Source organism: uncultured Novosphingobium sp. (assembly GCF_964277725.1).
Classification (GTDB): domain Bacteria; phylum Pseudomonadota; class Alphaproteobacteria; order Sphingomonadales; family Sphingomonadaceae; genus Novosphingobium; species Novosphingobium fluoreni.
Genome location: NZ_CAXYKL010000102.1, coordinates 61,110 through 67,608 on the forward strand (window position 1 = coordinate 61,110; position 6,499 = coordinate 67,608).

Annotated in this window: 5 protein-coding genes; 3 read left to right on the plus strand and 2 right to left on the minus strand. The window is 61.9% G+C overall.

Annotation, left to right across the window (positions count from 1 at the left end; all coding sequences use genetic code 11):
- The first annotated feature begins 68 nt into the window (after nucleotides 1–68).
- From ACHWRX_RS06205 to ACHWRX_RS06215, 3 genes are all read left to right on the plus strand, one after another.
- Nucleotides 69–1,331, plus strand: coding sequence for an MFS transporter (locus ACHWRX_RS06205; RefSeq protein ID WP_394658520.1), 1,263 nt, complete (start codon nucleotides 69–71; stop codon nucleotides 1,329–1,331).
- A gap of 111 nt (nucleotides 1,332–1,442) precedes the next feature.
- Nucleotides 1,443–2,990 carry an AMP-binding protein gene (locus tag ACHWRX_RS06210; RefSeq protein WP_394658521.1) on the plus strand — a complete coding sequence of 516 codons (1,548 nt, stop codon included), beginning with the start codon at nucleotides 1,443–1,445 and terminating at the stop codon, nucleotides 2,988–2,990.
- Nucleotides 2,991–3,136: 146 nt separating this feature from the next.
- Complete coding sequence (locus ACHWRX_RS06215; RefSeq protein WP_394658522.1) at nucleotides 3,137–4,897, plus strand: amidohydrolase family protein; 1,761 nt, start codon at nucleotides 3,137–3,139, stop codon at nucleotides 4,895–4,897.
- A gap of 41 nt (nucleotides 4,898–4,938) precedes the next feature.
- On the opposite strand, the gene ACHWRX_RS06220 is transcribed toward ACHWRX_RS06215, so the two are convergent.
- Together ACHWRX_RS06220 and ACHWRX_RS06225 are read right to left on the minus strand one after the other, a co-directional pair.
- Nucleotides 4,939–6,186 carry a spinster family MFS transporter gene (locus ACHWRX_RS06220; protein ID WP_394658523.1) on the minus strand — a complete coding sequence of 416 codons (1,248 nt, stop codon included), beginning with the start codon at nucleotides 6,184–6,186 and terminating at the stop codon, nucleotides 4,939–4,941.
- Nucleotides 6,183–6,499, minus strand: a 317-nt coding sequence (locus ACHWRX_RS06225) for a hypothetical protein (RefSeq protein ID WP_394658524.1), incomplete at its 5' end; no start/stop codon positions are given. The genes ACHWRX_RS06220 and ACHWRX_RS06225, both read right to left, overlap by 4 nt.

Genomic DNA, 6,499 nt, shown 5'->3' on the forward strand with positions numbered 1-6,499 from the left:
GTGGCAGCCGTCCATTTTTAGCAAGTGGTGCTGGTTCTCGGGCGGGATCGGTGCAAGAAGCACACGGTATGACAACGACACAGATCGATGCGACCAGCCATTGGGCCGCAACGCGTGCCGAATGGCGGCGGCATTGGCCCACGGGTGTGGCCACGCTGCTGGGACTTGGCCTTGGAGCTTCTATCTTCCCCAATATCTCCAGCTTGTTTATCCTGCCGTTGCAAAGCGCATTTGGTTGGAGCCGCGGCGAAATCGCCATGGCCAACAACTCAGCCCTGATGCTGGCCCTGCTCAACCCCGCGATCGGGCGGCTGATCGATCGGCACGGGGCGCGGCCGGTACTGCTTTTTGGGTTCGTAGGCGTGGCGGCTGCGTGGACCGGGCTGTCACTGATGCCGGGATCGATCTGGATCTATTACGCCTTGTTCGCCTTGCTGTCGCTTTGCGGATTTGCGACATCGGGCGTGGGTTTTTCCCGCGCGATGGCCGCGGTCTTCGTTCGCTCACGGGGATTTTCCCTGGCGGTGGGACGATGTGGGTTGGCTCTGATGGCGGCCGCGCTTCCCCCACTGCTGTTCGCCTTGATGCAGTGGGGCGGATGGCGCGCGGGCTATGCGGGAATGGCGGTTCTGACCGTGCTGATTGCCATCCCCGCGGTTTACTGGGGTATCGAGCGAGACCGCCATGCTCCGGCGACCCGTCAGACCTCCGCAACTGTGAACGCTGGAGGCGGCACGGCGCTTTCCTGGCGTAATTTGCTGCGCGATCCTCGCGTATGGGCGATCACCGCCGGTGCCGCCTGCGCCTACATGCCGCTGCTTGCCATCATCAGTCAGTTGCAGCCGCTTCTTATTGATGCCGGCCTGGCAGCGCCGCGCGCGGCGGCAATGGTAGGAATGCTAGGGCTGGCTGCGCTGGCCGGTGCTTTCGGCGCGGGCCTGCTGCTCGATCGCGCGAATGCCACCATGACGGCAGCAGGTATCATGCTGCTATCGGCCTTGGGCGTTGGTTGCCTGCTGCTTTCCGGACATGACACACGCTTCGCCTATATCGGCGTCATCCTGATCGGTGCGTCCCAGGGGGCCGAAATAGACATCGTCGCCTTTATGATCGCCCGGTATTTTCCGATCGCGCGGTTCGGCAGCGTATTTGGTATCTGCACCGTTGGTATCACCAGCGCGGGCGTGCTCGGCATGGCTGGGATCGGCGTGATGTTCGATAGAACCGGCGGGTATGCCGTCTCCCTGAATATAGCGCTTGTCCTGTTCGTGTGCGCGGCGCTGGCTTACGTGGTGCTGGGTCGCTTGCCTGTGGAACGGTGTCCGGACTGAATACTGCCACCGCTCATCTTGCGTTCCGGCACTAGCCAGAGAATCTTGTGCGCCGACGGCGGGTATCTGCGATGATAGAACGACGATAAATGACGCTGAGAAAGATCCCGAATGAGCAGCGCGCCTGAACCGGTAGACCTCAGCACGGCTGGCGAGGTCGGCGATGTATCTCGATGGTTACGCGAAGATGGCAGCGCCAGAGATGGCGCGCCGCTGGGTAGGCTGTTGAGCGCACAAAGCGTTCGCGCGCCCGATTCACCGTCCTTTACCTTCGAGGATCGGACATGGACCTTCGCCGAGTTGGAGGCTGCCGCCAATCGCATGGCACGTGCGTTGGCGTTACGGGGCGTGGTGGCAGGTGATACGGTCATCATCTCCATGGGAAACGGGCCCGCCTATCCGCAGGCCGTCTACGCGTTGTGGAAATTAGGGGCGACGCCCGCACCGATATCTCAAAGGCTGACCCCAGTAGAGTTTGAGCAGGTCGTGGCCCTGGCCCAACCGCGCATGATCGTGGGCCCGTCGAACAAGGCCTGCACAGGGACCCCGCTGTTCGATGTCGACGAGCCTTTGCCAGCCGATCTGGACGATCGACCGCTTCCGGCGACCATCTCGTGCCCGGGCAAGATATTGGGCAGCGGGGGCAGCACGGGCCGGCCCAAACTAATCGTTGACCCACGGAACTCCTGCTGGGGACCCGATAAGGCTGTGCCTTATCGCCCCGCCGGCAGCATCATTTTGAACGCCGGCCCGATCTATCATACCGCCCCCTTCGCCTTCGCCATCGTCGCCCTGGCGGAAGGATGCCATGTCGTCTGCATGGAGAGGTTCGATGCTGCCGAGTGGCTGCGCCTGACAGAACGTTATCGACCGACTTTCGCCACGATGGTGCCGACGATGATGAGCCGGATCGCGAAACTGGATCCCGCCGTCTCGCAAGCCGCTGACCTTTCGTCCTTCAAGGTGATCATGCATTCCTCTGCCCCATGCCCTGAGGAGGTCAAGCGCTGGTGGCTGGACCGCATTGCGCCTCGTGTATTGCACGAAGTTTACGGCGGGACAGAACGCGTCGGCGCCACGTTGATCGATGGGGAGGAATGGCTGGCGCATCCCGGTTCGGTGGGGCGCGCCGTGGGCGGTGATGAGATTGTGATCCTGGGCGAGAGCGGGATGCCGCTGCCCCCCGGAGAGATCGGTGAGATATTCTTCCGTCGCGCAGTCGGGCCGGGCACCGGGTATCGCTATATCGGAGCCGAGAGCAAGATCACCGGCGATCTCGACGGGCTGGGCGATATGGGATGGGTCGACGCCGAGGGTTACCTTTACATAGCGGACCGCCGCACCGACATGATCCTGGTGGGTGGCATCAATGTCTATCCCGCCGAGATCGAGGCTGCGATCGAACAACTCCCGTCCGTGCTTTGCGCTGCCGTGATCGGATTGCCTGACGGGGACATCGGCAATCGTATCCATGCCATAATCGAATTGGCACCCGGCTGCGCGGCTCCGGCCGCTGCCGACGCGATGGCCTTCATTGCCCCGGCGGTTGCGGCGCTGGCACCGTTCAAGCGACCTCGATCGATCGAGTTCACCCACGAAAGGCTGCGCGATGATGCAGGCAAGGTGCGACGCGGCGCCTTGCGTACGGCGCGGATGTAGCCCGTTCTCTAAGTAGTTTCAAAATCGTCGAGAGCCGGGCGCGACGATCATGGGCTGCGTTTGCGGCACTTACCATATGGGGATCGTTCTGACGCCGCTTAGACGGGACAGTGTCGATCAGAAAACAGTGCACTGGAGAGCATGTCGTGACCCACACGCCCGATATCGTCATTCGCGGCGGCCTGATCCATGACGGTTCGGGAGACAATCCCTTCGTCGCGGATATCGCCATACACGATGGCCGGATAACGGCTATTGGAAATGATATCGCCGCCGGCCGGGAAGAAATCGATGCCAGCGGAGCAATCGTCACGCCCGGATTTGTCGATATTCACACCCATTACGATGGGCAGGTAACTTGGGAAAGCCGGCTGAAGCCCTCGTCCAGCCATGGTGTGACTACGGTCGTCATGGGCAACTGCGGTGTGGGGTTTGCTCCAATCCGTCCGCACCAGCGCCAATTGGCCATCAAGCTGATGGAAGGCGTGGAGGACATTCCCGAAGTTGTCATGGCCGAGGGCTTGCCATGGAATTGGGAGACATTTCCCGAGTATCTCGACGCGCTAGACAAACGCGAAGCCGATATCGATTTCGCCACCCAACTGCCGCACAGCCCCTTGCGTGTTTTCGTCATGGGTGATCGCGGTGCCAATCTGGAGCCACCGACGAAGGAAGATCTGGCTGAGATGCGCCGGTTGACCGCAGAGGCGATCCGCGCGGGAGCACTGGGCGTATCAACATCCCGCCATATCGCCCATCGGTTTCGCGATGGCCGCTTGGCACCATCCGTGCCTACCGAGGAAGAGGAGGTTCTGGCGCTGGCGGCAGGATTGCGTGATGCCGGTGCTGGCGTGTTCCAGCTTCTTCCCAGCTATGAGATCGACTCCCCGTCGCAGGCGAAGCTTCATCGCAAGATCGCTGAGACGTCCGGCCGCCCGCTGTCCTTCACGTTGGGCCAGTCTCCGCACGAACCCGATGGCTGGAAGTTCATGTTAAACGAGTTGGAGAGGGCCGCCGCAGATGGCCTCGACATTCGCGGACAAGTGCTGCCGCGGCCATCTGCCGTCATGATGGGCCTTGACCTGACGCTGCATCCTTTTGCTCTCAATCCCAGCTACAAAGCGATTGCGGACCTGCCCTTGGCGCGAAAGGTGGCGATCATGCGCGATCCGGAATTTCGCGCGAAGCTGATTTCCGAAGAGCCGGACGATCCCAATCCCTTCTTCAAGTTTTTGATTTCCGAAACCGAACGGATTTTCGTGCTGGGCGATCCGCCCAACTACAATCCAGACGACGAGGATTCTCTGGCCGCCATGGCCAGGCGTGATGGTCGTCCGGTTGCGGAAGTGTTCTACGACGCGCTGCTTCAGCGGGACGGCAAGGAAATCCTCTATCGCCCCATGGGTGGTGCTGTGGGACGTCGGTTCCATGGCCCGGTGGAGAACCTGGTCCCACACCCCCGCACGATCATCGCACTGGGCGATGGCGGCGCGCACTATTCGATGATCTGCGATGCAGCCTACACCACGTACATGTTGACGTATTGGGTTCGAAACGCGGAAAGTGACCGCGCATTGCCATTGCCTGCACTGATCCGCAGCCTTTGCCATGACCCGGCGGTGGCGGTCGGCCTCGAAGATCGCGGCGTGCTCAAGGTTGGCTACAAGGCGGATATCAACGTTATCGACATGAGCCGCATCCACCTGCATGCACCGCTCACCAAACGAGACCTGCCCGCCGGAGCGCGCCGCCTGGAACAGAAGGCGGACGGTTACGTCGCGACGGTGGTGTCAGGCCAGATCGTTTATCGTGAGGGCGAGCCGACTGGCGCACTACCGGGCCGTCTCGTCCGAGGCGCACAGGCGGCGCCGGTGCCGCATGGGATGATGGCGGCGGAGCCAGCATGAGGTAAGAAAAGCGCTGCCGTCCAGGCAACCCGCCGGATCGATCAGGATTTCAGGATCCGCGATACGCGCCAATGTAGGGCTGCGGCTATGATCGCCACGGGGGCGAGGGCGCCGAAGGCGATCGCGAGCGACTGCGCCCCGTACCTCGCGGCAAAGGCATCACTGATCATGCCGACATAGAGCGAGCCAAAGCCTGCGCCAATGAAGTTGTTGATCAGCAGGAATGTCGCGGAATACAGACTGCGGCAGTGTTCCGGGCTGCGGTTCTGAACGATGGTTAGCAAGGGAGCCAAGAACATGTTGCTGAGGCCCAAAGCGATCAAGCCGGCCGTCAGCGCGAACGGCCAGTTGGGCAGAAGCGCAGCCAGCGGAATGATGGCGGCCATGGCCAGCGTCGCCCCCATCGGTACTAGCGCGTAGGCCCGGCCGCTGCGCACTGCCAGTCGATCTGCAAGCCAACCTGCCGACCCCACGCCCAGGCCCAGCGCCAGGGCGCTTGTAACACCATACCAGATCGCGACGTCGCCCAGCGTCATGCCCTTGGCGCGGATCAGCATCGCTGGAAGCCAGGCCGCGATTGCGTAAGCGCTGAACGCGGTAAAGCCTGCGGCCAGCGCCGTGGTGCGTAGCAATCTGTCAGTCAGGAACGCTCGCATCGTTGGCCATAGGGGCGAGGCCGGTGCCTTGCCCGCGCTGTGCGATGGTTCACGCACCGTCAGCCAAAGCAGCGCTGCCAGGACGAGGCCGGGCAGGCTGACCACGGCCAAAGCCATCCGCCATCCGTAGTCCTGCGCGATCCAGGCCCCGATGCTGGCGGTTACGACTGCGGCCACGGATGAGCCGAGGTGGAAGATGCCGAGCGCGAAGCCACGGCGCTGCGGCGGGAAAAATGATGAGATCAGCGAGTAGGAGGGCGCGGTTCCCCCTGCTTCACCAATACCCACTCCTGCCCGGGAAAGCGCCAGCATCGGGAAGCTGGACGCGAAAGACCCTGCGAACGTGCACAGCGACCAGAACATGCACGAGACAGCGATGATCTTGACCCGCCCGAAGCGATCGGCGACCCATCCTACAGGCACTCCGAACACGGTGTAGAAGAGGGCAAAAGCCAGTCCGGTAAGAAGACCCAGCTGTGTATCGCTGATACGCATATCCTGTCGGATCGGTTCGACGAGGATTGCCAGAATGTTGCGGTCCATCATGTTGACGGCGTAGATCGCAGTCAACGCCGCCAGCACGTAACCTCGCCGCGCAACACCGCCCGATAGCGTACCGCCTTCTTCGCTCACCCATCATCCCCAGCCCGCCATGCCCGATCAGATCTTTCGGGAGCCGTCATCTCAATGGCGATTGAATGCGAATGCCGATAGAGCGCTGTTCGTATTCCACGGGAGTTGGCGATGCCGATGCCGACGAAATCTCGCCGCTGATAAATTCGATGCGCGGAAATTCCCGCAAAGCGCGAGACATCGGTGATGTGATCAGTTCGTCGCGCCTTGCGCCATCGCGCCAGAGCAGGGAAAGTCGAGACCGGAATATAACAGGAGAGATGCAAATGGCCGATACCGAATTGACGCCGGAGCTGATCGCGTTCGTGCGTGA

Bases quoted from the DNA above. Each gene is read 5' to 3' on its own strand.
- ACHWRX_RS06205 (WP_394658520.1), top strand. From the start codon at position 69: ATGACAACGACACAGATCGATGCGACCAGCCATTGGGCCGCAACGCGT.
- ACHWRX_RS06210 (WP_394658521.1), top strand. From the start codon at position 1,443: ATGAGCAGCGCGCCTGAACCGGTAGACCTCAGCACGGCTGGCGAGGTC.